Origin of the sequence: Starkeya nomas, assembly GCF_902703545.1 — a bacterium.
Taxonomy (GTDB): domain Bacteria; phylum Pseudomonadota; class Alphaproteobacteria; order Rhizobiales; family Xanthobacteraceae; genus Ancylobacter; species Ancylobacter moscoviensis.
This window is the reverse complement of sequence record NZ_CACSAS010000001.1, coordinates 1,262,162-1,286,965: the sequence shown is the minus strand read 5'-3', so window position 1 is coordinate 1,286,965 and position 24,804 is coordinate 1,262,162. Positions and strand designations below refer to the sequence as shown.

32 protein-coding genes and 1 tRNA gene are annotated in these 24,804 nt (G+C 64.6%); 10 read left to right on the top strand and 23 right to left on the bottom strand.

Annotated elements, in window-relative coordinates:
* Positions 1-55: 55 nt before the first annotated feature.
* From STARVERO_RS06215 to STARVERO_RS06205, 3 genes are all read left to right on the top strand, one after another.
* Positions 56-478: a VOC family protein gene (locus tag STARVERO_RS06215; protein ID WP_159598263.1), complete on the top strand. Its 423-nt coding sequence runs from the start codon at positions 56-58 to the stop codon at positions 476-478.
* Positions 479-568: 90 nt separating this feature from the next.
* Positions 569-643, top strand: a tRNA-Glu gene (locus tag STARVERO_RS06210).
* 351 nt (positions 644-994) lie between these two features.
* Positions 995-1,657: a hypothetical protein gene (locus STARVERO_RS06205; RefSeq protein WP_159598262.1), complete on the top strand. Its 663-nt coding sequence runs from the start codon at positions 995-997 to the stop codon at positions 1,655-1,657.
* A gap of 33 nt (positions 1,658-1,690) precedes the next feature.
* On the opposite strand, the gene STARVERO_RS06200 is transcribed toward STARVERO_RS06205, so the two are convergent.
* The 5 genes from STARVERO_RS06200 to STARVERO_RS06180 all read right to left on the bottom strand — a co-directional run bounded on the left by STARVERO_RS06200 (position 1,691) and on the right by STARVERO_RS06180 (position 6,180).
* A complete protein-coding gene (locus STARVERO_RS06200; protein ID WP_159598261.1) occupies positions 1,691-3,022 on the bottom strand; it encodes a hypothetical protein in 1,332 nt (443 codons plus the stop codon).
* Positions 3,023-3,329: 307 nt separating this feature from the next.
* Positions 3,330-3,650 carry a hypothetical protein gene (locus STARVERO_RS06195; protein WP_244616620.1) on the bottom strand — a complete coding sequence of 107 codons (321 nt, stop codon included), beginning with the start codon at positions 3,648-3,650 and terminating at the stop codon, positions 3,330-3,332.
* A gap of 210 nt (positions 3,651-3,860) precedes the next feature.
* On the bottom strand, positions 3,861-4,049 hold the full coding sequence (locus STARVERO_RS06190; protein WP_144343611.1) for a hypothetical protein: 189 nt from the start codon (positions 4,047-4,049) through the stop codon (positions 3,861-3,863).
* 197 nt (positions 4,050-4,246) lie between these two features.
* Entirely contained in the window at positions 4,247-5,434 is a 1,188-nt protein-coding gene (locus STARVERO_RS06185) for a GGDEF domain-containing protein (RefSeq protein WP_159598260.1), read from the bottom strand.
* Between the two features lie 89 nt (positions 5,435-5,523).
* Positions 5,524-6,180 (bottom strand): MarC family NAAT transporter, encoded by a 657-nt coding sequence (locus STARVERO_RS06180; protein ID WP_144343613.1) that lies wholly within the window; start codon positions 6,178-6,180, stop codon positions 5,524-5,526.
* A 627-nt stretch (positions 6,181-6,807) separates the two neighbouring features.
* On the opposite strand from STARVERO_RS06180, the gene STARVERO_RS23340 reads away from it, so the two are divergent.
* On the top strand, positions 6,808-7,005 hold the full coding sequence (locus STARVERO_RS23340; RefSeq protein ID WP_200837707.1) for a hypothetical protein: 198 nt from the start codon (positions 6,808-6,810) through the stop codon (positions 7,003-7,005).
* A gap of 136 nt (positions 7,006-7,141) precedes the next feature.
* Here the strand turns inward: STARVERO_RS23340 and STARVERO_RS06175 are convergent, their stop codons facing one another.
* Positions 7,142-8,029, bottom strand: coding sequence for an NAD(P)-dependent oxidoreductase (locus STARVERO_RS06175; protein ID WP_159598259.1), 888 nt, complete (start codon positions 8,027-8,029; stop codon positions 7,142-7,144).
* 308 nt (positions 8,030-8,337) lie between these two features.
* Between STARVERO_RS06175 and STARVERO_RS06170 the strand changes: the two genes are divergently transcribed.
* A complete protein-coding gene (locus STARVERO_RS06170; protein ID WP_159601632.1) occupies positions 8,338-9,390 on the top strand; it encodes an autotransporter family protein in 1,053 nt (350 codons plus the stop codon).
* Positions 9,391-9,657: 267 nt separating this feature from the next.
* Here the strand turns inward: STARVERO_RS06170 and STARVERO_RS06165 are convergent, their stop codons facing one another.
* The 3 genes from STARVERO_RS06165 to STARVERO_RS06155 all read right to left on the bottom strand — a co-directional run bounded on the left by STARVERO_RS06165 (position 9,658) and on the right by STARVERO_RS06155 (position 11,113).
* Positions 9,658-9,867, bottom strand: a complete 210-nt coding sequence (locus STARVERO_RS06165) for a hypothetical protein (protein WP_159598258.1) — start codon at positions 9,865-9,867, stop codon at positions 9,658-9,660.
* Positions 9,868-9,943: 76 nt separating this feature from the next.
* The gene (locus tag STARVERO_RS06160) at positions 9,944-10,087 is read right to left on the bottom strand and encodes a hypothetical protein (protein WP_159598257.1); all 144 of its coding nucleotides are present in this window, start codon (positions 10,085-10,087) and stop codon (positions 9,944-9,946) included.
* A 243-nt stretch (positions 10,088-10,330) separates the two neighbouring features.
* Positions 10,331-11,113: an alpha/beta fold hydrolase gene (locus STARVERO_RS06155; RefSeq protein WP_159598256.1), complete on the bottom strand. Its 783-nt coding sequence runs from the start codon at positions 11,111-11,113 to the stop codon at positions 10,331-10,333.
* 212 nt (positions 11,114-11,325) lie between these two features.
* On the opposite strand from STARVERO_RS06155, the gene STARVERO_RS06150 reads away from it, so the two are divergent.
* Both STARVERO_RS06150 and STARVERO_RS06145 read left to right on the top strand, forming a co-directional pair.
* A complete protein-coding gene (locus STARVERO_RS06150) occupies positions 11,326-11,859 on the top strand; it encodes a sigma-70 family RNA polymerase sigma factor (protein WP_244616618.1) in 534 nt (177 codons plus the stop codon).
* Positions 11,856-12,518 carry an NrsF family protein gene (locus STARVERO_RS06145; RefSeq protein ID WP_159598254.1) on the top strand — a complete coding sequence of 221 codons (663 nt, stop codon included), beginning with the start codon at positions 11,856-11,858 and terminating at the stop codon, positions 12,516-12,518. Before STARVERO_RS06150 ends, STARVERO_RS06145 begins: the two co-directional genes overlap by 4 nt.
* Before the next feature lie 45 nt (positions 12,519-12,563).
* On the opposite strand, the gene STARVERO_RS06140 is transcribed toward STARVERO_RS06145, so the two are convergent.
* Entirely contained in the window at positions 12,564-12,920 is a 357-nt protein-coding gene (locus tag STARVERO_RS06140; protein WP_159598253.1) for a hypothetical protein, read from the bottom strand.
* A 226-nt stretch (positions 12,921-13,146) separates the two neighbouring features.
* Here STARVERO_RS06140 and STARVERO_RS06135 point away from each other — a divergent pair, with 226 nt between their 5' ends.
* Positions 13,147-14,316, top strand: coding sequence for an ROK family protein (locus tag STARVERO_RS06135; RefSeq protein ID WP_159598252.1), 1,170 nt, complete (start codon positions 13,147-13,149; stop codon positions 14,314-14,316).
* Between the two features lie 19 nt (positions 14,317-14,335).
* Here STARVERO_RS06135 and STARVERO_RS06130 read toward each other — a convergent pair whose 3' ends face one another.
* The 5 genes from STARVERO_RS06130 to STARVERO_RS06110 all read right to left on the bottom strand — a co-directional run bounded on the left by STARVERO_RS06130 (position 14,336) and on the right by STARVERO_RS06110 (position 16,995).
* A complete protein-coding gene (locus STARVERO_RS06130) occupies positions 14,336-14,782 on the bottom strand; it encodes a low affinity iron permease family protein (protein ID WP_159598251.1) in 447 nt (148 codons plus the stop codon).
* A gap of 61 nt (positions 14,783-14,843) precedes the next feature.
* The gene (locus tag STARVERO_RS06125; protein WP_159598250.1) at positions 14,844-15,719 is read right to left on the bottom strand and encodes an SDR family oxidoreductase; all 876 of its coding nucleotides are present in this window, start codon (positions 15,717-15,719) and stop codon (positions 14,844-14,846) included.
* Positions 15,720-15,755: 36 nt separating this feature from the next.
* Entirely contained in the window at positions 15,756-15,944 is a 189-nt protein-coding gene (locus STARVERO_RS06120; RefSeq protein ID WP_144343619.1) for a DUF3008 family protein, read from the bottom strand.
* A 79-nt stretch (positions 15,945-16,023) separates the two neighbouring features.
* Entirely contained in the window at positions 16,024-16,530 is a 507-nt protein-coding gene (locus STARVERO_RS06115; protein ID WP_144343620.1) for a YciE/YciF ferroxidase family protein, read from the bottom strand.
* Positions 16,531-16,782: 252 nt separating this feature from the next.
* Positions 16,783-16,995: a hypothetical protein gene (locus STARVERO_RS06110; protein ID WP_159598249.1), complete on the bottom strand. Its 213-nt coding sequence runs from the start codon at positions 16,993-16,995 to the stop codon at positions 16,783-16,785.
* 102 nt (positions 16,996-17,097) lie between these two features.
* On the opposite strand from STARVERO_RS06110, the gene STARVERO_RS06105 reads away from it, so the two are divergent.
* Positions 17,098-17,409 (top strand): hypothetical protein, encoded by a 312-nt coding sequence (locus tag STARVERO_RS06105; RefSeq protein ID WP_159598248.1) that lies wholly within the window; start codon positions 17,098-17,100, stop codon positions 17,407-17,409.
* Positions 17,410-17,683: 274 nt separating this feature from the next.
* On the opposite strand, the gene STARVERO_RS06100 is transcribed toward STARVERO_RS06105, so the two are convergent.
* On the bottom strand, positions 17,684-18,586 hold the full coding sequence (locus STARVERO_RS06100; RefSeq protein WP_159598247.1) for an NAD(P)/FAD-dependent oxidoreductase: 903 nt from the start codon (positions 18,584-18,586) through the stop codon (positions 17,684-17,686).
* Positions 18,587-18,588: 2 nt separating this feature from the next.
* Positions 18,589-19,032 (bottom strand): RrF2 family transcriptional regulator, encoded by a 444-nt coding sequence (locus STARVERO_RS06095; protein ID WP_159601630.1) that lies wholly within the window; start codon positions 19,030-19,032, stop codon positions 18,589-18,591.
* Between the two features lie 109 nt (positions 19,033-19,141).
* Between STARVERO_RS06095 and STARVERO_RS06090 the strand changes: the two genes are divergently transcribed.
* The gene (locus STARVERO_RS06090; RefSeq protein WP_159598246.1) at positions 19,142-19,435 is read left to right on the top strand and encodes a YciI family protein; all 294 of its coding nucleotides are present in this window, start codon (positions 19,142-19,144) and stop codon (positions 19,433-19,435) included.
* 46 nt (positions 19,436-19,481) lie between these two features.
* On the opposite strand, the gene STARVERO_RS06085 is transcribed toward STARVERO_RS06090, so the two are convergent.
* The 6 genes from STARVERO_RS06085 to STARVERO_RS06060 form a co-directional block, all read right to left on the bottom strand.
* Entirely contained in the window at positions 19,482-20,654 is a 1,173-nt protein-coding gene (locus STARVERO_RS06085) for a GGDEF domain-containing protein (protein ID WP_159598245.1), read from the bottom strand.
* Between the two features lie 192 nt (positions 20,655-20,846).
* Complete coding sequence (locus tag STARVERO_RS06080) at positions 20,847-21,818, bottom strand: TDT family transporter (RefSeq protein ID WP_308676863.1); 972 nt, start codon at positions 21,816-21,818, stop codon at positions 20,847-20,849.
* 220 nt (positions 21,819-22,038) lie between these two features.
* On the bottom strand, positions 22,039-22,455 hold the full coding sequence (locus STARVERO_RS06075; protein ID WP_144343728.1) for a hypothetical protein: 417 nt from the start codon (positions 22,453-22,455) through the stop codon (positions 22,039-22,041).
* Between the two features lie 85 nt (positions 22,456-22,540).
* A complete protein-coding gene (locus STARVERO_RS06070) occupies positions 22,541-22,927 on the bottom strand; it encodes a hypothetical protein (RefSeq protein WP_186291967.1) in 387 nt (128 codons plus the stop codon).
* A 93-nt stretch (positions 22,928-23,020) separates the two neighbouring features.
* Positions 23,021-24,037 carry a L,D-transpeptidase family protein gene (locus tag STARVERO_RS06065; RefSeq protein WP_144343626.1) on the bottom strand — a complete coding sequence of 339 codons (1,017 nt, stop codon included), beginning with the start codon at positions 24,035-24,037 and terminating at the stop codon, positions 23,021-23,023.
* A 16-nt stretch (positions 24,038-24,053) separates the two neighbouring features.
* Positions 24,054-24,707, bottom strand: a complete 654-nt coding sequence (locus STARVERO_RS06060) for a DsbA family protein (protein WP_159598244.1) — start codon at positions 24,705-24,707, stop codon at positions 24,054-24,056.
* Positions 24,708-24,804 lie beyond the last annotated feature (97 nt).

Here is a 24,804-nt window from a genome sequence, read left to right as displayed (position 1 = left end):
ATGTTGCGCTCCCATCCTGCCGGCCGCGCGGCCGCCGAAGCTTGCGAGAGGACCCATGAAATATCTTCACACCATGGTGCGCGTCACCGACATCGAGGCCTCGCTCGACTTCTACTGCAACAAGCTGGGCCTCGTGGAAGTGCGCCGCAAGGAGGTGCCGCAGGGGCGCTACACGCTGGTTTTCCTCGCCGCCCCCGGACAGGAAGGCCTCGCCGAGGTCGAGCTGACCTACAACTGGGATCCGGAAGCCTATGGCGAAGGCCGCAATTTCGGCCATCTCGCCTTCGAGGTCGACGACATCTACGCAACCTGCCGGAAGCTGCAGGATGGCGGCGTCACCATCAACCGCCCGCCGCGCGACGGCCGCATGGCCTTCGTCCGCTCGCCCGACAATATCTCCATCGAGCTGCTCCAGAAGGGCGGCGCCCTGCCGCCGCAGGAGCCCTGGGCCTCTCTGCCGAATATCGGCAAATGGTGAAGTGACGGGGCCAGCTCATACGCCTGTGGACGACACCGCGCGCGACGTCTTGTGCGCCGGCCCGCACGCCCCTATAAGGTCCGCGCCTGCGCGCCCTTCGTCTATCGGTTAGGACGCCACCCTTTCACGGTGGAGAGAGGGGTTCGACTCCCCTAGGGCGCGCCAGTCATTTTGCATGTCCGTATGTCTTTGATTTTCCTCGATAATCACTGACGTGAAAATGGACATGGACCCCAAATGAACCCCAAAGATGGACCCCAGCGGGCACTGGCCGGCTGCGGCAGAACGACTCGCCCTCGGCCGTAATCGCCGTCTGCCGTTCGGATGTCGCGTGAGAGCGGCAAGCGCGATGAAAATCGGCACAGGCAAGAATTCCAAAATTCTTTTGAATTTGCTGCCAAATTCCCTTGCTACACGTCCTTGCGCCACCCATGTGCGCGTGGTTGCAGCGCGCGCCTTCTCGGCTTGTGATTGCCGGCAGAACGGCGTCGTCTCGTTTCGAGAAGGAGAAGCGCCGTGCCGAATTTCGGTCTCTCTGCCTATCTGAAGCTGATTTGCCTAAGCGATAGACGACAGCAGTCAGCGCTCCGAGAACGCCTACAGCCCAGCGAGGGCGGGTATGACTACCACAAGAGCCTCAAGCTCGCGGCGGAACGACTGCTTGTAAGAGGGCTGACGGAGGCAGAAGTCCTCACTTCGCTAGATGGCGTTAAACAAGCTCCCGAGCGCCAGTCCGCCAAGGAGGGCATTAAGGTGCTGGCCGACTGGAGACGCGGCCATCCCGGCGAGATTGTGGATTTTGCCACCGTAACCGCCGAGGGCCCCGCAGGCATCGTCCGCGTCAGCTTCCAGCCCACGTTCGGCATCAAGATCAGAAATCAGCTTGTGGCCGTCCACGTCTGGAACAACAAGGCACCCGACCTCGTGGACAGATTCGTGTATGGAGCCCTGTCGCTGTTCCCCAGCGTCTATTCTCGCGCAGCGCAGGTTCCTGACGACGTGGCAGTGCTTTCGCTCAGAGACGGCGCTTTCTTCCGGCTAAGTGAAGGCATGGAATACTCCTCCCTCGGGGCCGCGCAAATCGCAGTGATAGAGCGCCGCCTTCAGGAAATTGCGACGGGATTGGGCCTACCGCGCGCGGAACGGCGCCCACCTTCTTCTCCCCCACCTCGCCCTTAGTGCTTACGCCTCCTGTAGATGGAGCAGAGCCTCTTATAGAAAGTGCGCCTCGACGGAGACCGGGATGGTGGTCCCGGCCTTCGCCACCGCCATCTTCTCCATGATTGTCCGCACCTCCTCCGCCTTCGATGCTGGAGCGAGCACACCGTCGTGGATGCCGAGACCGACAACCTCCCGTTCCATCATCTCCTCCAGCACGGCCACCAGCATCACGCTCTCCATGTGCATGAGCTTGAGGCCGATGCCGGACCCGAGACAGGGGGCGAGCGCCGGATGGCGCGCTAGGATGGCAGCCTTGGTCCTTTTCACGGTCCAGCCTTCGGGAAGGCGTTCGCTGGCGTCCTGGCCCTCTGCCCCGTCCATCCGCTCATAGCCCCATCGGGTCATCTTCGGCCCCGCATTCAGGAGCGTGTTGAAGGCTATCTTCACGGCGGCTCGATGCCCCTCCAGCCCCGGAAGAGCGTACATGTCGTCCTCCGGAGGCGTTGCACCAACGGTCGCGTAGGCCAGCCTCACGGCCATCTGCCCGTAGTCGAGTTCTGCCACCGGCTCGCCGTTGATCCGGATGCCTCTGCGCCGGGAAGACGGAAGGTTCTGCCAGAAGCCACCGAACAGACGCCCTCCGAGGTCGAAGGAGACCACCGGAGCCTCGCCGTTGGCCCCTGCCCTCAGCACGAAATGCCGACGCATCCTGCGGTCGGAGGTGTCTACGGCTCCGAGACCATCTTCAGCGAAGCCGATGTCTGCGCCCGCAAGGAAGCCGTTGAGGGCCTCAACAGCCGCCCGCATCGCTGTCGTATTCGGGGTGTCGACATAGGGCAGCCGCTCCCGCCGATGAAGGCCGGAACCCTCGCCACCGAGGGGAAGCTTGGCAGAGAGGAGGATAGTTTCCTCACCCGGCACTCGGCCGAAGTCCGCCATGGCAATGCCGGCCCTCTCAACTCGGCTGCGGAACGCCTGCGTGGGCGCCAGAGACGAGGCTACGCCGCGCTCTCCGGTCCATTGCCAATCCACCAGCCCAAGTTCCTGAAGGTGCCCCAGCAGAGTCCGCAGCGGCTCTCCAAGCGCCTTGTTGTCGTACCGGGTGGCACCCTTGGCGCCGTTGCCGGTGAGTATGGCTAGGCGGCCGGCCTCGCTCGGCACCAGCACCTCGTGCGCGAGGTTGCTCAGGACCACCTCCACGGCGGCCTCAAAGCGGGCCTTATCGACCACCTTCCGGGCTCGCTTGCGGGCTCCGCTAACCTGCTCCAACGCCTCGACTTCAGAGGTGATGTCCGACACGAGCTTGCGAAGAGAAGTACCTCTAGCGCCTCGCCAATCGTCAAACCAGCGGTGTCGGACAGGAGGTTCCGGTTGCTTGTTCATGGGGACTCCTTGCGGCATCAGGAGTCCGCGTTCAAGGGGCGTTTCGGGGGTCGTGAAGCGGCTCGCAAAGGGGATAGACAGCCCCTCACACGGCCACACCGAGTTATCCACAGGAGCCCGCTTTGGGGCGCGCGGAGGTTGGCGCGATGCGCGTGTGAAGGGGCGGCTGAGAGCGGCAGGGAAGCGCCACGGCGGGACGCCGCAGGTCTTCCCTATAGTGGGGGGCTTAGCGGCCCTCCACGAGGCTCCCTCGGGCCGCGCTAGGTCTTCCTATAGTGAGGGGTTCGCGGGGCCGGGAGGTGAGCGTTCAGCCCTCCCAAGGGAGCCCTTCAGGCGGGACTTCCGGGGCCTTCGGTGCCGGCTTGGGCTGCCGCTTTGGGGCGCCGTTCTCCATCCGCTCCACCATCCACGGGCCGAAGGTCCGCACCTTCTTCGCGGCGGCATTTGCCACCAGTTCGTCCAGTCCGGCGCGGGTGAGGAACGTGGCCTGATCGAATGTCGGCACAAGCCGTCCCTCGGATGCGTCGAAGTCCTCGCGGGTGAGCGTGATCCGGTTCGCTTCGGAGACCTTGAGGCCGTTGAGGGTGAAGGCGGTGTAGGACTTCACTGTGTAGCCGATGGCTTCCACGACATCCTTCGCCATCATGAGGCGACCATGGACGGGGTGATGCGCACGACGTGCTGGTCGACTTCGACCGCGTCGATCAGCGAGCACAAATAGGCTTTGCGGCGATGGTTCCGGAAAAATCGAATTGATTTTGCGGTGCGAGGAACACTGCATTCACAACGCCGCCCGCCCTGGCACTCAGCTGGGGCGGGCGGCGAGCAGACGCCCGCGTTAGCGCTGGCCGCCCTTGTGCTGCTGGTTCGGGTCGCGGCGCTCCTCGCCCTGCTGCCTCTGGCCGCCGGGGCTCTGGGTGTGCTGCTTGTCAGGGTTATTGAGCTGGCTCGACTTGTGGCCCTGATCGCCCTGGCGGGTATCGTGGTGCTCGCCCATTCCCTGCTTGTTTTTCGGATCGTTCGTCATTGTCGTTCTCCCTATGCGGTCCTTGCCGCAGCAGTAGAACCGAAAGCCGGCGACTTCGTTCCTGACCATTTCCCCTTCATAGCAACTGATGGACGAAGGCGTTTTCGAGTGTGAGTCCCCCTCCGTGCCAGACGAATCCTGCTGACGTGAAAGCTGCCGATCCCAATCCGGCAAGACGAACAGCGATCCGCCAGGGCTTATAATTCAGGTACCATTTCGCCGGTCGAGCGTGTCGCGCCTGCGTAGATGACGCGATTCCGACCAAGCGCTTTGCCTTCGTACAGCGCCGCATCCGCCGCTTTCATCAGGGAACTTATAGTGTCCCAAGTGGGGGAGCGCGTCACAACGCCGATCGTAACCGTCAGGCTGATCCTATGACGGGCGACGAACTCGAGTTCGGTTTCGCATCGTCGCCTCAGTCGCTCGGCTATTTCGAAGGCCTTGGCCTCGGTACACAGAGGAAGAATGATGCAGAACTCTTCGCCGCCCAGGCGGCCGACTACATCGCACGTGCGTACCGATCTCAACATCACCGTTGCGAAGGCCTTCAGAGCCTGATCGCCTACATGATGGCCAAAACGGTCGTTCACGCGCTTGAAGTGGTCCAGATCCAGCAGGAGTACCGACAGAGGATGGTTGCGTGACAGCGCTTCCTTCAGCCGGTCTTGTCCAACCGACAGTGTTGCCTTGTGATTGAAAAGCCCGGTGAGGCCATCCACAGACGCCGCCCGATCGAGCGGTAGGAATAGCGAGCAAAAACTCCAGGTAACGGCCATCGTGAGGGCCAGCACACGCGCCCAGCCGCCGCCGAAAGGGTCTGTGGGATCGATCACACCGAAATAAACACCCCCGCCCCGCGCCAGATAGACCGCGGCGAAGAGGAACATGACCCCGGCGCACAGTACCTGGACCCCGTCGAGGCGGTGTACTTTCAAGCGCAGCAACAGGGTCACCGCAAGCAAGGTGTAAAAGGTAACGCCCAGTGAAGAGATCAGGATCCGCTCGGCGGGCTGATCACCGCCGGCAACCGAGACCGCGAGCATTGCTACAGCGACCACAGGTCCAGCAAACAGGAGGCCGAAGCGCGGACGTCGGCCATCAAAGGCCGCGATGCCTCCAGCGATGAGGCCGATCCCGAGGATGAGCAGCCCGCTGCCAGCGACCGAAGGCGCAGAGAGAGGGAGCACGTCGCGCATGGCAAAGAGCGTGCATCCGAGGCAGAAGACGAGATTGGAAGACGCCCAGAAGCGCAGTGCAGCCGTGTGCAGCCGCTTCGAGAGAATGAACTGAAGCCCGGCAATTAACCCGAGAATGATCGCGGCAATAAGAAAAAGGGTGGACGAACTCGGAGTTACCAAGGCGGCTGCAATCCCTTCGGCCGTCATCGCTTCATTGGTCTCGCACCACGCATTGCTCAGATCAGTTTCATTGCGCGTCGCGGTCGCAGGTTGAGCAAGGCTTCGCTGGCCGCCGTCTAAGAAAACGATACGACAAACTCTCGAACTCCGGAGGCGATGAATTGCACCGCGACACATGTAAGCAAGAAGCCCATGATCTTGGTCACAGCTTGGATGCCATGTTCACCGAGGAACTTCGCAAGCCAGTTCGCTGATGCCAAGGCCGCGTAGGCGACCATGATACAGAGGAAGATGCCGATCAGAACGACGACATAGCCGAGTATTCGGTGGTCTGCCGGCACCTGTGATCCATAGCTCATGACGATGGCGATGGATCCCGGACCAGCAAGGCTAGGCATGGCGAGTGGCGAGAAGGAGAAATCGATCTCAGCTTGCTTGATCTCGGCAGGAGCGGACTCGATAGAAGCGGCTTCACCTTCGCCAGCGAACAGCATGCGAAAGGCCAGCACGAGGATGATCAATCCTCCGGCCACGCGGATGCCCGGCAAGGAAATGCCAAACAACGCAATGATGCCGTGACCGAGAAAGAGAAAGGAGGCCAGTATCGCGAACGCATATAGCGATGCTCGCAAGGCCTGTTTCCGTTTGTGCTGTACGGACATCCGCTTGGTCAGCGCCAGAAACAACGGCACGGTGCTGAGGGGATTCATGATCGGCAGCAAGCCAATCGCGACAAGTGGGATGTACTTGATAGCGGTGATGAACGTTTCCATCCGCCATCCCTATCAGGCGTTGCCCTTCAGGTGAATGACGCGTGTGCCGGAGCAGCATTTCACGCATGTGCCGATCGTCTGCTCCGGCTTGAGAAACGGCTCGGGCTGGGCCACCCGGACCGTTTCCCCACGGCAGCGGGACGCGAACTCGGCACGACGGCACCTACCGCATCGACAACGTGACGCGGAGCTTCGACCGGAGCTCAGGGTGGACCACCCGGCTAGGCGTCAAGCAGCCGCAGGACGGCGCCGAAACGGACAGCCGCAGCGGGTAACGGCCGAACCCCTTCCAACCAACGGAACCTATCCCTGGAGCATCCGCCTCATACTGCCGTCCGGCCTCGAAGCCGTCCTGCCGTTCTTCGGCGACGTGCTCACGATCCCGCCGCGCGCGCTGAAGCCGAGCTCGCGAAGCGCCCGCCGGATCGCCGCGGCGACCTTACTGCCGATGATGTGTGCGGGGTGCGCGGCGCCCCCCCTAAGCCGGAGCCGGTGAAGCTGCCGGCCCTCAAGGTCGGCATGGATGCCCTCATCGCCCTGGCGCGGACCTATCTGCCCTTGCGCTCGCGAACGGCCGGCTGGAGCAGGGCCGCGACTGGTATGCCGGCGTGCGCGCCGAGACACGTCATGACCATGAGCTCGGTGCCCGCCACCATGGCGGCGAGCTATGCCTCGCTCAGCACCCGCATGGGCGTGGTCGACGCGCAGATCGCCACTATGACCAGGTTGATGGAGCGCTCGATCCGCGCCGACGAGCAGCTTCAGGTGATGCGGACGCAGGCGACCAAGCTGGAAGAACGCCTTGAGCGACTTGAGCAGCGGTGAGCGCGATCGGATAGCGCGCCTCGGCGGGGTGTGCCGCCCTCCGCCGATGGCGTGCGCGCCGTGCTCGACCTGAATCAGGTCGAGCCGACCGCAGCGGAGATGCCGCCAGCTCAGCCCACCACTTTTGAAGTTCTGGTCATGATGGCAATCGTCCCTTGGCGCCTCTGAAAGTCTGAAAAAGATAGGCGGTGTCGAGCGCTCCCTTTCCTTCGTCGACGGGCACCTTCATGACATCGAGGAGTGCCTGCGCGAACGCCGGATCGACACCGAGTTCGCTCGAACAGGTGAGCCACATCCTCGCTCCAGCCAGATCGGTTTGCAGCGCCGACTGCACATTGGCGAAATCCCGCGCCCGAATGGCTTCGCGAAAGGACACCGAGCGCCGGTTCACGTCGGCTGAAAAGGATGGAAGGGCAGCGAAGAAGAGATCGGGGTCGAGACCCGCCGCCTCGCAAATCGCCGCACCGTGCAACATCGCCATAGGCGCCGCGAAGCAGTAGCTGAGGAAGGCGCAATCGAGCATGGTCGGATTGGTGACGTTTTCACCCGCGTAGATCGATTTACCCGCCAGCGCTACGAGCGTCCCGACATGTGCCTCGAAAGTAGCTGCGTCGCCACCGTAGTAAATCACAGCATCAGGCCGGCCTATCGTGGCGGGAAAGCAGCAGATTCGACCATCGAGATAACGGATACCATGTCGCCCGGCCCATTCGGCTAGCTCCGTCGCGTCGGCCGGCAACCCCGTCGCAAGCTGCACGAGCGTCTTGCCCTTCAACGCCTCGATCACCTCCGGTCGGTCGAGGCTGGACCGGGTCGCTGCATAGTTGATCAGGCAGGAAATCACGAGGTCGGAGCGTTCCACCGCATCGACGATACTGTCGGTGAGGTTGGCTGAGGAGGCAAAGGGCGCACCGCGCGCGGGCGAGCGGTTCCACAATGTCGGACGAATTCCGGCCGCGATGAGGGCGCGAGCAAGAGCGCTACCCATGGAGCCAAGCCCCAGTAGAGAGACGGATGACGGCATTGCATTCTCCCGATTTGCCTGGGAACGAATGGCAAGCGCCGTGCCAGCTAGAACAAGGCGCAACATCGCATCGCTGCAGCTTCAAGAAGCGACTGCCGTCGATCAGGCGAACCGCCGAGGGTATGTCAAAAATGAGATTCTCCGACTGCCTGTCTGTGACAGGTGAGACATCTGCGACACGTCAGCCCAAGCGCCGCCCCTCCCAGACGGAATTCGCGCTGGGCGCGCGGGTTGCCGCCGGCCCCTTCGAATATCTTCTCTATCAGAGGGGCATAGCGCCGAATGAGGCCAATGGTGATGATTGATTCCTGCGCTCCGGAGTCACCCTGCCGCCGCCTCCGGAGCCGGAACCACTGGCTCCACCGCTACCACCGCCGCCGGTTCAGACGCCCCTCATTCGCGGGGAGGTTCCCGGCTATGTCCTTACGTCCGCGATGGCGCAGCAAATGGGAACGGCGTCGCTCGGCACGTTCCACGAGCGTCGCGGCGACCAGTCCCTGCTGGACAATCTCGGCATCGCCACCGCCGCCTGGGGCCGCGTATTCGGCGGCACGCACGATCAGAGCTGGAGCTCGACCGTCGCCGGCCCCAACTATCAACTCGCGCCAGAGATCGACGGCGATATCTGGGGCCTTCAAGTCGGTCTCGACCTCATAGCCTATGAGTCGGGATGGGGGCAGGAGCGGCTTGGCCTCTTCTATACGCATGCCGATGCGAGCGGATCAGTCTATGGCAACACGCTCGCCATCGTCGGCAACCGTGCCGGCAGCCTGTCGCTGCAGGGCGACAGCATTGGCGGGTACTGGACCCATATAGGACCGACCGGCTGGTACCTCGACGCCGTTGCCATGTACACGTGGCTCGGCGGAAGCACATCCTCGATCCAGGGCGTCGGCATAGACACCGACGGGAACGCGATAGTCGCCTCGCTCGAAGGCGGTGTTCCCTTCACGATCGCGGATAATTGGACGTTGGAGCCGCAGGCCCAGCCCATCTGGCAGCGCGTCGACTTCGATGACACGCGCGACCTCTATTCCGCCATCGACTTCCAGAGCTTCGATGCGTTCACAGGCCGGCTGGGATTGCGGCTGGAGGGCACCACCGTTGTCCAAGGCGCCGTCTGGCAACCCTTCATCAGCGTTGACCTCTGGCACACCTTCTCGCAGTCGTCGGACGTGGTGTTCAACGGCACCAATGTGGGTACGGAGCTCGAAGGCACCTCCCTCGAGGTGCGCGGCGGTGTCTCGATCCGGTTGACGCCCACCGTCGCGGCCTTCGGATCGGTCGATTACACGACCGGTCTGAGCGGCGAGACGCAACGAAGCGTCGGGGGGAATCTGGGCATTCGTGTGCGATGGTAACGCCAAGGGGCGCTGGGTGGCTTGCGTTACCGAAGGACATTATCGGCAGGGAGGGGTTCGGTACGACGCTCGTCTGCTGATGAAGTAGCCGCGGGCTTTCATGGAACACCGATTGTGTACCGTACCGCGCAGCTTGCTGCGCTCGGCGCGCGGGTCGACCATATCACGGCGTCGACCTTCCGCGCGGCCTTCATCGCGGCAGCGGCCGAGGCGGGTATCCCGGTGGAAGATGAGCCGTCAAACGGCGGCCAAGCGGCGATCAGCGCGCTACGACCCCGATGGCGACGAGGCTTCGGCCTTTGCCAGCCGAATGAGCTTCCGGTGAGCCGCGAGCATGCGCTGCCATGAGCCCTCGTTCTTGCGGATCATCTCGATGCATTCTGCTGGATTGTTTGATCGTCCGACCATGGCCAAGACCGCAGATTGCTCGTCTAGAGCCAGTTCAAGATTCGACAGAGCTTCTCTGATGTTGGCCATGATGCCTCTCCCAAGGGGGCATCATGGCCATTCGAGCGCGGGGCGTCACTGTCACTTCCTGACAGGCGCGAGCTTCTTATAGCCCCCTTGCCTGCAGGGACGAGCGGATCGCTTCGATGATCCGCTTCACGTCGCTGTAGCCGGCGTGGACCAGCACGCCGGCCTCGACCTGCTTCTTCAGCAGGTCGGCATCGCCTAGCAGGGCTGCATGATGCGCCATGTGCGCGATTCCCGGAGGTAAGCCCATCAGGCTTGAGGGTTCGTGCCGCAACCTAGCAATGAGGGCGCGAGACCCCAGTCGACGCAAGGGGTCTTCCCGGCTTGTCGTGCCGCCAGTGACGTGCTCCGAGGCCGCAAGAGGCTCGACCGGCTGGTCGAGAGGTTTCCCGACCAGCCCAACCAACGTTCTTTATTCGGCACGCTCCCGGCTGGGGTGAACGCTGAGCGGCGTTCCCCCTTCTTGCTACGCCGTCTGCCCAGCAGCTTGGAGGATAAGGCCGGCGATCTCGTCAGGCATGGAGATGAGAGAGAGGTGGCTTGCGGGCACTTCGATCGTCTCTGCGCCCATGCGCTTCGCCATAAAACGCTGGAGATCGGGGTTGATTGTGCGGTCCTCGGTCGAGACGGCATAGAAGCTCGGCTTCGACCGCCACGCCGCCTGGGTCACCCTGCCAGCCAGAAGAGCCTTGTTGAAGGGCTGCTGCACAGCGTAGAGGACTCTTGCCCTGGCTGCCGGCAGGTCACCGGCGAAGTCCCGCAGGAAGGCGTCTTCGCCCAGTCTTCCCTCATCATCATCAAACACGATGCCTGCACTGGCCGGCGGGGTGGGATAGGACTTTGCAAGAGCGGCATAGTCCTCGTTCGCATCGGGAGCGCGGGCGGCCACGTAGACCAGCGCCGAGACGTTCGGATGCACGCCTGTCTCCGTTACCAGCATGCCGCCGAAGGAATGTCCAACCAGGACGGTCGGTCCGTCCTGCCGCGCCAGCACGCGCTGGGCCGAGGCGACGGCCTCTGGCAATGTCGTCAGCGGGTTCTGCACGGACGTTGCATTCAACCCCTTCGCCTGCAGGCGGGCGATGACCTCGCTCCAGCATGATCCGTCGGCGAAAAGTCCGTGAACGAATACAACGTTACGCGCAGGAGTGGGTCTCGCGCCCTTTGCCGCTGCCGCATGCCTCGACGCGACGAGAGACATCGCGGCCCCGGCGATAACGGCTTTTGAGAAGGTCCGGCGGTTAAGCATGGCGATTTGCTCCAGAGGTTGACGATCCAGCAGGCTTGAACGCAGCGCGTTTCGGTGGAGTCTTTCGCTCTGAAAGGGTTCGTCGTTACGCCCATCGACGTCGGTCGCCGTGCGATCCGTAGAGATAAAATTTCGAAGGCCAGAGTAACGATGGCGGGGCTGGAAACGAAGATGTCGACATGAACTCACGTGAGACAATGTGGAGTCGGGCCATGTTGGCGGAACGGCGCGGCGATGCCGTTGCCTATGAGGCATTTCTTCGCGACTTCGCTGCATCCATGCGTCGGATCATCACCTTGCATTTTCGTCGGATGAGCCTGGGCACAGGCGAGGTGGAGGACGTGGTGCAGGAGGTGCTGATCGCGGTGCATGCCAAGCGCAACCAGTGGGATGCACGCCGCCCTCTTGTTCCGTGGCTCAACGCCATCGCTCGCTATAAGGCCGTCGACGCGATGCGACGCTTGCAGCGACAGGCGCGGGGACGGGTGGATCTGTCCGACGAGGAGTGGTCGACACTGTTCGTCTCGACGGACCCTCGTCACGACCGCGAAGCTGTGGACGTCGAGAAGCTTCTTTCAGAACTCCCGACCGGTCAGCAGGCGGCGCTTCGAGCGGTTGCACTTGAAGGCGCCTCACATCGCGAGGCAGCGGATCGCCTCGGCACCACAGAGGGGGCCGTGCGGGTGGCATTTCACCGTTCGCTGAAGAAGCTGATGGCTGCAGCAAAGCAGAGGAATAGCGAATGACGCATCGAGGAGCGGCTTCCCAAGTTGGAACTGATGAGCTGGTGGGCAGCCTGGCACGCGAGGCGGGCCGATCAGGCCTAGGTCGCGTTTCCCTTGCCGCAGCGATCGCTGCCGCAGTGATCGCCGCGGTTCCGGCCTCACTTGCTCTCGTTCTTGCGCTGGTCGGCGCCCGGGCCGATCTATCGGCTGTTCTCGGAAGCTGGATCTTCCTGTTCAAGGTGACGGCAATGCTGCTGCTGGCCAGTGGCGCCGTGTCGCTGGTTCGTGCAGCCGCTACTCCTGGAATTGCGCCGAAGCCCGTGGTCATGCTGGCGCCGGCCGTGCTGTTTCTCATAGTGAGTGCGCTTCTCGATAGCTCCGGTCTGCCGCTTGCCGGTGTTCGCCCGCCTTTCTCCGTGCTTCTATGCGTAGCGGCGATTGTTCTCGCATCGTTACCAGGATTAGTGCTGATTTTGATCGTCATGCGACGCGGCATTCCAACGCGCCTTCGTCGCGCCGGCTTCTTCGCGGGGCTTCTTGCAGGGGCTATTGGTGCGTTGGCCTACACGATTGCCTGCGTGAACGACGGCGCTGCCTTCGTCGCCCTGTGGTACATAATGGCAATAGGCATTGTCGGCGGGATCGGCGCTGCCATCGGGCCAAGGTCGCTTGCTTGGTAGAGGCCAGGAAGCCATGAGGGCGACATGTCGCGCTAGCTCAGGCGGTCAGATGTTGCCGATCATCTCGTAGCAATTGCCGACAGGTCGGATTATCTCAATGTCCGTCAGGCGGCGAAGGCTTTGCAAGATCGCCCTTTCCTTGAAACCAGCCTGTTCGGCGATGTGATACAGCTTGATGTCGGTCTCGACGCCCACCTTGGACAGGTGATCGAGAATGCACGCGACGACGAGCTCCTGCTCACGTTCGTAATCCGACATGTCGATCCCCACCACGCCGAGGTTGACAGATAAACGACCGGCAGAACCGTGGCGTAGGTGATCGCACGTAGCCGGGCTGACACGGTAGGACGCGATCGAAATCGCGCGCTGCGCAGATAGCCGCCGGGACGTCTCCCGGCCCAAGCGCCCCAATTCTCGGAAAGCCGAAATTGGTAGACGTCCGAATTGGGCGCCTTCCAGTGCGTTGTCCCTTGTAGGGAACGCCTGTTGGTTGGGCGCGTTGTACCGCCCATGAACTATGTCTGGCAGCCAGAGGCGAACCGTCGCGAGCGTTGGGCCATGCCGGCGGACGAGGTGCGCAAGCCCTTGCATATCCTCACTGCGGGCCGTCATGTGGGGTGGGGTGGGCATGGCAACGACTGAGAAGGCGCGGGACAAGAACGGCGGCCAGGGCAACGGCAAGCCCGCGGAAACGCCGCCCGCAGTGGGCGTGCACGGCGCTGCGACCCTGACCGGCGTGACCGTCGACGCCTGCAACAGCCAGCTGCGCGAGGAGGACGGCTTCGTCGGCGACCGCGCCCGCCGCGCCGCCTTCTTCGAGAGCCTCTCGCGCTGGCGCGGCATCGCCGACACGCGGCACCCCCTGCTCGGCGACACGCCGACCGGGGAGCTCTCGAAAGCCCGAATCGACGAGGTGCTCGCCGAGGGCATGCCGCACGAGCAGGCGCTGGTGCTGAGCGCCATCGAGGATTACGCGCAGGAGCTCGCGACCGTGCTGCGCCGGCTGCTGCGCACGAAGGACTGGCGACACACGCAGCGTGTAGCGGTCGGCGGCGGGCTGACAGCCGGACGTTTCGCCGCCATCGCAGTCGCCCGCGCCGAGCTCAAGCTGCGCGCCGAGGACATCGAGGTGGAGCTGCGCCCGATCCGCAACGATCCCGACGAGGCCGGCCTGATCGGCGCGGTGCATCTGGCGCCGAGCTGGATGTTCGCGAGCTTCGACGACATCCTCGCGGTCGATATCGGCGGCACCAACATCCGCGCCGGCATCGTCAAGCTCAACCTCGACAAGGCGGACGACCTTTCCCGGGCGAAGGTGCGCATGCTGGAGCTGTGGCGCCACGGCGACGAGGCGACGGCGCGCGGCGAGGCGATCGACGGCCTCGTCGACATGCTGAAGGAGCTCGTCCGCAAGGCCGCCAAGGAAGGGCTGAAGCTCGCCCCCTTCATCGGCGTCGGCTGCCCCGGCGCCATCGCCGCCGACGGCTCCATCGAGGCCGGCGCCCAGAACCTGCCGGGCAACTGGGAGAGCCCCCGCTTCAACCTGCCCGCCGCGCTGTGGGACGCGATCCCCGAGATCGACGGCCACGAGACGATCGTGATCATGCACAATGACGCGGTGGTTCAGGGGCTGAGCGAGGCCCCGTTCATGCAGGACGTCGAGCGCTGGGGGGTGCTGACCATCGGCACCGGCCTCGGCAATGCCCGCTTCACCAATCGCGCCCGGCCCGATGGCGGGAAGGCTGCGACCAAGCGGGCGAGGAGCGGCAAGAAGGACAAGGCGGCCGGAAGAGGCTGATCGTCCCGCCGACGCCGGCCTAGCCGCCGGGCTCGGCCTTGCCCTTCCGGCTGGCGGCCACCGGCGCCCGGTTCTCGCGCTCGGCGCGGGCCATGGCCTCATATTCGGCCCGGATCTCCTCCAGCGCGGCGTCGTCGAGTTCTTCGAGATCGAGGAGCACGTTGCGCGTGAGATGGTTCTTGCAGATCAGCTCGTCGAGCTTGATGTGCAGCGCCGCCGTGTCGCGGTTCTGGCTGTTCTGGATCACGAACACCATCAGGAAGGTGATGATGGTGGTCGAGGTGTTGATCACCAGCTGCCAGGTATCGCCGAAGCCGAAGAACGGGCCGCTGATCGCCCACAGCACGATGATGGCGGCGGCGCAGGCGAAGGTGGTCGGCTTGCCCGCCTGGACGGCGACCCATTGCGCGAAGCGGGTGAAGAAGGACCTTGAAGGCCGGCCCGACCGCATGCTGCGCGATGCCATGTCCTAACCCCCCTGCGCGGTTGCGGGGCATGAACGCGGCAGCTTGCGTCTTCGTTCCCTCTCAGAGGAACGGCTGTCCGCCGGTAACCGCGATGGTGGCGCCGGAAACGTAGCTGGAGAGCGGGTCGGCCAGCATCACATAGGCGGTCGCCAGCTCGGCCGGCTGGCCGGGCCACTTCATCGGCACCTGCTCGCCGAAATGCTCCACCGATTCCGGCGGCAGGGTGGAAGGGATGAGCGGCGTCCAGATCGGCCCCGGCGCCACGGCGTTGGCGCGGATGCCCCTGGGCGCCAGCATCTGGGCGAGACCGGCGGTGAAGTTCTGGATCGCACCTTTGGTGGTCGCGTAGGCGAGCAGCGAGGGGTTCGGCTTGTCGGAATTGATCGAGGCGGTGTTGATGATCGAGCCGCCCGGCTTCATGTGCGGGACCGCCACCTTGGTCAGGTAGAACATGGCGTGGATGTTGACGCGGAAGGTCAGCTCCCATTCCTCGTCGCTAATGTCGCCGATGTCCTTGAACGTCGCCTGATGGGCGGCGTTGTTGACGAGGATGTCCACCCCGCCGAACTCGCCGGCCGCCGCCTCGACGACGGCGCGGCAGTTCTCCGCATGCTGGATGTCGCCGGGCACCAGCACCGCCTTCCGACCGGCCTCCTCGACGAGGCGCTGCGTCTCGGCCGCGTCGTCGCCCTCGTTCAGATAGGAGATCAGGAGGTCGGCGCCTTCGCGGGCGAAGGCGATGGCCACCGCCCGGCCGATGCCGCTGTCGCCGCCGGTGATGATGGCGCGCCGGCCTTCCAGCCGACCGGACCCCCGGTAGCTCGTCTCTCCATGGTCGGGCCGCGGCAGCATCGCGGCGGTCATGCCGGGCATGGGCTGGGGCTGGCGCGGAAAGGGCGGCGCGGGATGGGCGGTGCCCGGGTTGACGGCGTCCATCGTGGTCCTCCTGTGCGAGGGGAGACGGATTGCGGTTCAGCGGCGGTCGACGTGTTCCGGCTTGCCCTTGCGCTTGGTCGAGGCAAGCTCCTCGAGCTCCTTCTCGCTCATCGACTTCTCCATCGACTTCGAGGCGCCGCGGAGCTCGCTCTTGCTGGTCTCGCCGCGCTTGGCGGCCAGCGCGGCGCCGGCGGCCATCTGCTGGGCCTTTGACTTGGCAGGCATGGCATCCTCCATGGTTCGGAAACGGCCGGCGCCGGAGGGAGAAGGGGGAGCCTCCGTCCGGCGCCGGCCGACGCGCGCCTTACTCGGCGGCGTGCAGGTTCACCCGCGCCTCCGCCAGCTTGGTCAGCTTGGCGTCGGTGTTCTTTTCCTCGTCGAGGTTCTTCATCAGCACGCCCGCGCAGTCCGGCCGGCCGAGCAGCTTCGCCCAGGAAACGAGGGTGCCGTAGCGCGTGATCTCGTAATGCTCCACGGCCTGCGCGGCGGCGATCAGCGCGGCGTCCAGGACCTCCGCGTCGCCCACGTCGCCGGCGACGTCCTCGGCCTCCTCGACGATGCCGTCGATGGCCGGGCAATTCACCGCCTTGGCCTCGGCGCCATGCATCTTGAACACCTCCTCGACACGCAGGATGTGGTTCTGCGTCTCGGAGAGATGGCGCTGGAAGTCGGCCTTCAACTGCGGGTCGCTGGCTTTCTCGATCATCGCCGGCAGCGATTTCGCGATCTTCTTCTCCGCATAATAGATGTCCTGCAGCGTGTGCACGAAGAGGTCATCCATCGTCTTGATGTCTTTCGAGAACAGACCCATGGTAAATTCCTTCTGCTGGAGCCGGCATCATCTGATGTCCGAGGTATATTGATCCGCGCGGTCGCAATGCGGCGCGGTTGAGCAGATGGAAAACCGGTGAAGGAGATGAACGTTCCCGAAATTATCTCATCTCTTCTCGTCTCGCCCCGCAGCCGTTCACAGAGACGGCGCGTGACCGGATCTTCGATCTCCGGGATGCGGCGATCGAGCGGCGGCTCGGGAGAGCTGGGCTTTTTGCGATTGCTGCGCGGGTCAGGTGATCTTGCTGCGACAGGCGGCAAGCGCCGCCTCTAAATCTGCAAACGATTGGCGTGGGGTCATATTGACCACTCCCGCCTTCAGCTCGACCGCGAACACCGGCCAGTAGCGGTCGACGGCGTCTGTCAGTTCGCGGCCGGCGCTAAGGCCACTCGCCAGCAGTCCAATCTCGCATATCGCTCGGGCGCGATCCTCGATTTTGTTCATGGCACAACCTAGCACGGTTGGCAGACCCGCCGCTTCCTTTTTAAGGAGAGAGAGGGGCGGTCCCGGCATGCGGCTGTGGTCCTCAGAGTGAAGGCACCGGGAATGAACAATGAACCGATCAGCGACCTTGAAGGCATCGTCGCCGAGCATCGCAGCCTGGCCGTTCTCCGCGCCCTGTACCAGCGTGACGGCTCCGCCAACGAGCACGTTCTTTCAGATCGTCTCGAACGTCTCGCCCTTGGGGGATGCGGCGATTCGGGACTGCCTGATCAACTTGGCATGAAGGGGCTGTTCCGAACGACGTGGGCAGGATCAACACAGGTCGTCCACCTGACCGAACGTGGTGGGAACGTCACCGCTGGAAGAGAGGTCGTCGAGGGCGTGCTCAAGGCTGGGGCTGACGGCCCCTACTGAAACCCTTCACGGCTCTCGTCGGCGCTTGCCGTCTCGGGGATACTCTACGGAGCCCCGCGCGTTTTGCCCCATCGACGAGGATTACCATGGCCCCATTACCTCCTGCCTTTGGTCGGGCGATGTTGAACTACATGCTTCGCATGGACGTAGAGGATCTCCGAGCGGCGTACCAAGCCGCCCTTGCGGGGCTCATTCACCGACAGGACGAAATCGAAGCCTATGCACGCGATCGTCTCGGCCTGGGGGCTGATGACCCATGGCCGGAGGCCAACCATCAGCCCCTCTGCGATGACGGCGGGAAGACGAGCGAGCGGTGGAGCTGCGCGCCGGCCCATGCTCCGTCACCCACGGCGAGCGACACCGAATGGGGTACCCGCGCGGCGTCGCCGCAGGCGAAGGCGCCCGCGACGGTCGTCTCCTTCATGGCATCGGTGCGGATCTGCGTGCCGAAGAGCGTGTCCTCGATCGCGCAGCCGAGCGCCTGCGCGATGGGCGTGGACGGCGCGGTGCGGGAGCCGGTGAAGAGGCCGGCGAAGGACAGGCGGCGCCCGTCGACCAACTCGACATCGGCGTGGCCGGCGAGCCGTGCGACAGGGGTCGTTTCGATGCTCACGCCACGCGAGACGAGATCGGCCCGGCCGGGTTCGTCGAGAGTAAGTGCGCCGTTGGTGAAGAACGTCACCTCACCCCATTCGGTGAGAAGCTGGGCCTGATGCGCCGACATCGGGCCGGTCGCGATGACGCCGACGCGCCCCCGGTTCAGCTCGTAACCGTGGCAGTAAGGACAGAGAAAGACGCTCCGGCCCCAGCGTTCGGCCAATCCATCGATCTCCGGCAGCGCATCGCTGACGCCGGTCGCGAAGAGAAGGCGCCGGCCGTCATAAGAGGCACCGTCCGACGTGACGACGGTGAACGCGTCGCTCCGGCCGTTGGCCGTTTCGGCCAGCGCTTCGACATGGGCGTAGGTCGGGTAGGCTTCGAGCTGCCGCCGTGCCTCGCTGGCGATTCGTGCCGGATCGGCGCCGTCATTGCCGAGGAAGCCGTAGGAATGGCTGACGAAGCGGTTGCGGCGCAGCCCGGCATCGATGATCAGCACCTTGCGGCGCGCACGCAGGAGCTGGAGGCTCGCCGCCATTCCGGCATAGCTGCCCCCGACGACGATGACGTCGTATTGCATGGCTAGTCCTTCTGTAGACGCCTGACGGCGGCGCGCCGGGCGAAATCCGCCACGAGAGCCGCAAGCGTGACGTTGGCAAATCGGTCGAGCAGCAGCGTCTCGGCGTCCGCGAAGGCCTTGTCGAGAACCGCATTCACCGATTGCTCGACAAGGCATTCCGGCGTCTCGTTGCGATTGCCGATGGCGAAGATCGCCGGTTCGCCCAAAGCCTCGTGCAACTGGCGCAGGGTGACCTTTTCAAGGTCGGCGACGATCGCCCATCCACCGGCATGGCCACGGCTCGACGCCACGATGCCGGCTTCGCGCAGCAGGCCCATGGTACGGCGAACCACCACGGGGTTCGTGCACATGCACTGCGCGAGGGTTTCCGATGTCATCGGCTCGCCGCGTTCGGCCATGTGCAGGAGAGCGTGGAGAACGGATGAGAGGCGGCTGTCCCGTTTCATGTAACTTCGTTTATTACAAATAAGCGCGCCCTTCAAGCCGGGCCGGCTTTGTGCCTGAGTAGCGGCTCTCCGATTCGTCGGTTCCGCTCCCCCAGACAGGGCTTTGATCATGCAATTCGTTCTGACCGCCTATGACCGCCCGAACGCTCTTTCCGTGCGTCTTGAAGCCCGCCCCGCGCATCTCGACTATCTCAGGGAAATCGCCTCCAGCCTCGTCTTCGCCGGCCCCATGCTGGACGAAGAGGGCAAGCCCTGCGGCTCGGTCATCGTGTACGAGGTGGAAGACCGGACCGCTGCCGAAAAGCTGGTCTCCGGCGACCCCTACAGCAAGGCCGGCCTGTTCGAGAAGGTGGAGCTGAAGGGGTTCCGGATCGTGGTGAAGGACGGCGTCGTGGGGGCCTGAGAGCCCCTGCCCTTCAGGAACGGACCAGGCTTGGCGCGAGGGGCGGTCAGGACGCCGTCACTTCGCCCGAGCGAAATCCTCCGCCCAGGCTGAAGCCGTTGCGGCCTTGCCGCTTGGTCTCGTAGAGAGCCTGATCCGCCTCGTCGATCAGCCTCTCCAGCGTGCAGGCGGGGTCCGCATCCGTCACCGCGATGCCGATGCTCACCGTCATCGGGATGCTCTCGCCGAGCCAGAGCAGCGGCGTACGCGCGACCAGTTGCACCAGCCTTTCGGCGCTCGCCCGGGCCGCCACGGCATCGGCGCCGACCAGAAGCGTGGCGAACTCGTCGCCGCCCATGCGCGCCACCACGCGATTCGCCTCGCTCCCGGCACAAAGCATGGAGAAGTGACGCAGGCAGGCATCGCCTGCGCCATGTCCCAGCCGGTCATTGATCTCCTTGAAATTGTCGACGTCGATCATGAGCAGCGAAAAAGGCCGGCGTGCCCTCTGCGCCTGCCTGAGACCGGCCTCGGCCGCCTCGAAGAACGCGCGACGGTTCGGCAAGCCGGTGAGATCGTCGAGCAGGGCAAGGCCCGCCAGCCTGCCGTGCAGATGATCGATGGCCATCAGCAGGAAGCCGATATTCCACAGGCCGGCGCCGAAGATCGCGGCAACCAGCAGGAAGGCCGCGACCGAATAGTAGCCGTCCGTCGAAAGATCGCCTATGAGCCGCAGCGTGTTCAGGATCGTCTCGGTGCCCTGCCCCGCCATGGCCACCAGCACGCCGGCCGCGGCGACGAGCGCACCGAGGCCTCCTCCTCCCTTGCGGATCAGCGTCACCAGGGAGAAGCCCAGGGGCACGAGCTGCGGGACGGCATAGGCGATGTTCTGGCTTGCCCGGCTCTCGTCGGCCAGAATGCCGGCCAGCACCGTCACAGCCAGCATGAAGCCTCCAGCTCGCCGGTTCGGCTCTGCGCCATAGAAAACGCGGATGCCGGTCCAGACGAAGAAGAAGCCCCACACGACGAAGACATTGCCCGCGACCATCAGGAGGCGGCCATAGGCGCTGCCGTCACCCGACATCAGCAGGCCGCCCAGCGTCGTCATCAGCGATGAACCGAGCCAGTAGCGCGCTCCGGGAATGCCGCGATGGACGTAGCAGAACCCCGCCCAGACGACGCAGTAGATGAGGGAATTGAGGAGGATGACCAGATAAAGGGTCAGGAAGTCGAGCTTCATCTCAGCTTCCGATCACGGCGGGATGCCGGGTGCTCACCCTGGCTGCCATATCATAGCAACGCGGGCTCTCCGGCACATCCTTCACTGACGGTCAAACAGCCACGCTCGGCGGTGGGCGCCCTGCAGCGCCGCTCCTACCCCGAAGATGCCGCGCCCGCAATCTCGCGCCGCCCCTTCTCCTTCAATGCAATGTTACTCTCCCGCCACGGGCGTCGGCCGCGCCGTTCCACGCAGGAACCGGCCGACGAGGACGAGGCTCCTCATGGCGATCCAGCCGATGATGAGGTTGGCGGCGATGAACATCGGCACGGCCAGCGCCTCCACCGGCATGCCCGCGCCCTGCTCGATGAGCCGCAGCGCCGCGAGCGGCAGGGCGGAGATGCCGAAGGTGTAGCCCCAGGCGCCGGGCCCGAAGGGCTGCTGGCGCAGCCATGGCATCAGCCGCAGCATGACGAGGGCGAGAAAGCAGCCATAGCCGAACAGCGCGAGCGCCACGCGGTCGACCGGTCCGGGGGACAGCGACAGATAGGCCACGCAGGCGACCGCCCCCGGCGCCAGCTGCATGCCGAGCGTCGTACGGAGTTCGGCGGGCAGGCCGTGCTGGAAAAGCCGCGTCAGGAAGACCGACTCCATCGAGATCCACGAGAAGAATCCCATGCCGAAGAACATCCAGCCGAGGCCCGGCTGACCAAAGGTGGCGCTGGCCATGGCGGCGACGAAACCGCCGCCGACCGTCGGCAGGTAGAGCACCGGCGTCATCGCCTCGGTGTTGCGCCCGCCCTGCCAGAGGCCCCCGACACTCCACGCTGCGTAGGCGAGAACGCCGAGCGCCCCGCAGGCGAACAGGCTCCAGCCGAGCAGCGGGACATGAGGGCCGATGGCCATGCTCGCGATCAGCGTCGCCACTGGCGCGAGGGCTGCCACCAGTCCCTGCGCGGGATGGCCGATCTCGCGGCGGGCATCTTCGGGGTATCGCAGCCACTTGCCGGCATAGAGCGCGGCCCAGAGCAGCCAGAGAACGAACGCCGCCACGGCGAGCGTCTCTCCCACGAGGGGGGATACGCCCCACAACCGGCTGACCGCCCGCCAGCCATTGGCGAGGCCGCCAACGCCGAGGACGGAGCCGAAGAACATCGGACGCATATGGAGGAAAGGAGATTTCACGCGCGCACCTGACTGCTGGAGCCGTGCTAACTACAGCGAGCGGGTGCGCAAATGAATGCCCCCCTTCGTCTGCCTGAAGCCTCGGCGTGACGGCCGGTCTCACCGTCCGTCAACCGATATCGCCATCGAATCCGAGCAGAGGCGTTTCAACAAAGGCTCGCAATCCTCTGACGTTCCGAGCTTTTCGCTATAAGCCAGCTTCCCGCCCGGACGGCGGCACTCAGTCGACCGCCGATTCCACGATCGTGCACAGGCCCTTCCGCACGATGTTGCTGTCGGCGATCTGGCCGGCCTGGATCTCGAAGACCGCGTCAACGCGCGTGCCGCCGCCGCGCTTGCGGGCCACCACGCGCAGGGTCTGCAGGCGGCCGGAACCCGCCGTGTCCTGATAGGCGTCGACCGAGCTCAGGGTCTTGTCGACCTTGATGCCGTGGAAGCCCTCGGCGGCCACGCCCTGCGCGAGCTTCGCCAGCGCGACGTCCGGCCGGAGCTTTGGGAAGTCCTGAAAGGTCTTGAAGGCCACGGCCGTCACCATCGGCACGCCGCTGACCGAGAAATTCTGCTCGCAGCTCTGAGCCGCGGCGTAGGACATCCCCGCCGCCATCATGGCCGCACCCAACCCAAACGTCCGCAACATGCGAAGCCTCCCCAGTTTTTCGATGCCGCCTAGATAGCCGCGCAGGCGGCGTTTTACCATCGGGGACAGACGACCGGGGATGCGCCTAGTGCTTGCGGCCGTATTCGCCGTCGAGCCAGTTATCGGTCAGCGCCATACGCTGGAAGACATAGGCGATAGCCTTGAACCGGTTCACCGACGGCCCCTGCTCCCAGATCTCGCCGTGCTCGAAGCCCATAAAGATCGTGTAGCGCGGCAGCACGATGCCGAATGGGAAACGGAGCCGAACCGACTTCACCACCACGAATTCCATATGGAGCTGCGGCGCGGCGAGGTAGCAGCAGCCATCCGCCGGCTCGAACTTGGGCGACAGCTTCGGCGCCACGGCCGGGGTCGCCCGGCGTATCGTCGCGAGCTCCGGCTCGGTGAAAGGAAGGCGCTGGAGATGCCGGACACTGGCCTGCATCTCGTTCAGGGTCATTCTCTTGGCCATGGCGCCGCGCCCCCATCGTTGAGCGGCCTATCTGCCGCAAGCCTGCCGTAGGGGCAAGCCTCCCGGCAGATCCCTCGTCCGCTGGCGGCGCGCCTACTCGGCCCCGACCTCCGCCATCTCGGCACCCTTGTAGGGGTCGGCGAGAGCGGCGTCGGGCCGGCTGACCTCAATCTTGCCCGAGGTGAGAGCCGCGAGCTTCTGCGGGCCCGACCGGCGCAGGATTTCGCGGAAGCTCTGATGCATGCCGCCATCGACATAGGCGGCGCTCACCGTCGGTTGCGACACCGCGAGCTGGGCGATGGTCTGGTCGTCGCGCACCCGCTTGCTGACGGCGGCCTCCGCCACCGGGTCCGGCAGGCTGACCGGGCAGGCCGCGAGCGGATCGGCGGCCTCCTCGCCGGGCTGCGTGCCCGGCGTGAATCGGTAGCGCCCGCCGCAGGCGGAAACGTGCGGCGGAACCCGCGTCACCGCGAACAGGTCCGTGCCTTCCTTGAGGTTGCGCCAGAAAGGCATGTTCGGGTCGTCGCGGTGCTTGGCGAAATTGGCCGGCGTCATGCGGAAGGGCAACGCCTGCACCTGAAAGCTCTCCTGCCCGCCCGCGAGCGCCTCGCGCGCCACCGCATAGACCTCGGCGATGCCGTCATTGGTCATGGCGTAGCAGCCGGCGGAGGTGCAGGCACCGTGCACCATCAGCGCGCTGCCGCTATAGCCGAGCGCGCTCTCGAGCTGGTTCGGATAGCCGAGGTTGAAGGCCAGATAGAACTGCGAGCGGGGATTCATCAGACCCGGGGTCACGGCGTAGAAGCCTTCCGGCGCCTGCCGGTCGCCCTCGCGCATCTTCGGTCCAAGACGGCCGGACCAGCGGCACATCGGATAGGTCTTGAGCAGCGCATAGCGGCCGGAGCTGTTGCGCTTCCACACCTCCAGCTCGCTCTCCTGCTTGTAGAGGCGCACCATGATGGGATCAGCCGGGCTCATGCCCTTGGCCGCCATCTCCTGCTTCAGCTTCGGCGGGATCGGTACCGACGCGCGGTCGTCATAGTCTCCGCCCGCGCAGCCGGCGACCAGCGCGGCGAGGCAGAACAGGAAGGCGGTACGCAACAGGTTCATGGCAGACGCCCTGGTCTCACAACAGGGGATCGACGATCGCGGCGAACTGCTCGACCGTCATGAAGCCCTGATACTTCTTTCCGTTGACAAAGAATGTTGGCGTAGAGTTGACGCCCGCGACCGATCCGTTGCGGGAAACCGTCAAAATTTTCTCCTGCAGCGCCTTGTCGCCAAGGCAGCTGTCGAAGCGCTCCTTGCTCATGCCGTTCTTCAGCATCAGCGCGCGCAGCCCGTCGAGCGGGTTCTGGGCATGAGCCCATGCGTCGTCGTTGCGGTAGAGCAGGTCGGCGGTCGGATACCAGTTCCCCTCACCCGCGCATCGGGCGAGCGCGAAACCGGCAAGGGCGAGCTGATCGAGCGGAAACTCGCGGAGGATGAAACGCACCTTGCCGGTGTCGACATAGCGCGCCTTTACCTGCGGCCAGGTCTTGATATGGAAGTCGCGGCAGTGATGGCAGGTCAGCGACGCGTACTCGACGACCGTCACCTTGGCATCGGCAGGGCCGAAGGCGATCTCCGGCAGTGGCCCGGGCTCGCCGAGGATCTTGTCGGACATGCGCTGCGCCGACGCCGCTCCTCCCATCCCGAGGAGCGAGACGGCGGACGCGGCGCCGAGAAGCGCGAATTGGCGGCGATCGATACGGCTATACGCGATCCTGCGGCGATTCATGGCGAGAACTCCCTGCTACACGCCGAATCTGCCATCTCCAGCGACTAGAGGAGCAAGGGGCGATATCGAGCCCACTCCTGTCCATCTATTAGGTAGC